At 52.9% G+C, this 295-nt stretch carries 1 protein-coding gene; it reads left to right on the top strand.

The annotated features are described in order from the left end of the window. A partial coding sequence (locus HMPREF9163_RS11900; protein ID WP_009441970.1) for a terminase large subunit domain-containing protein occupies positions 1-295 on the top strand: 295 nt, incomplete at both ends.

The following is a 295-nucleotide window of genomic DNA, read 5'->3' on the forward strand; positions in this document are numbered from 1 at the left end:
TTATCCGAGACATTTTCGGAATTTTGAAGCCGAACGGGTATCGGCAGTTCAATACGGCGTATGTTGAGCTGCCCAAGAAGCAAGGAAAATCAGAACTTGCCGCCGCCGTTGCACTTCTTCTTTGCTGCGGCGACGGTGAGGAGCGAGCCGAGGTGTATGGCTGTGCTGCTGATCGTCAGCAAGCAAGCATCGTATTCGAGGTCGCAGCAGATATGGTGCGTATGTGTCCTGCACTCAGCAAGCGAGTGAAGATCCTTGCCTCTCAGAAGCGTATGGTGTATTTGCCGACGAACAG

It is taken from the genome of Selenomonas sp. oral taxon 138 str. F0429 (assembly GCF_000318175.2).
In the GTDB taxonomy this organism is placed as follows: Bacteria; Bacillota; Negativicutes; order Selenomonadales; family Selenomonadaceae; genus Centipeda; species Centipeda timonae.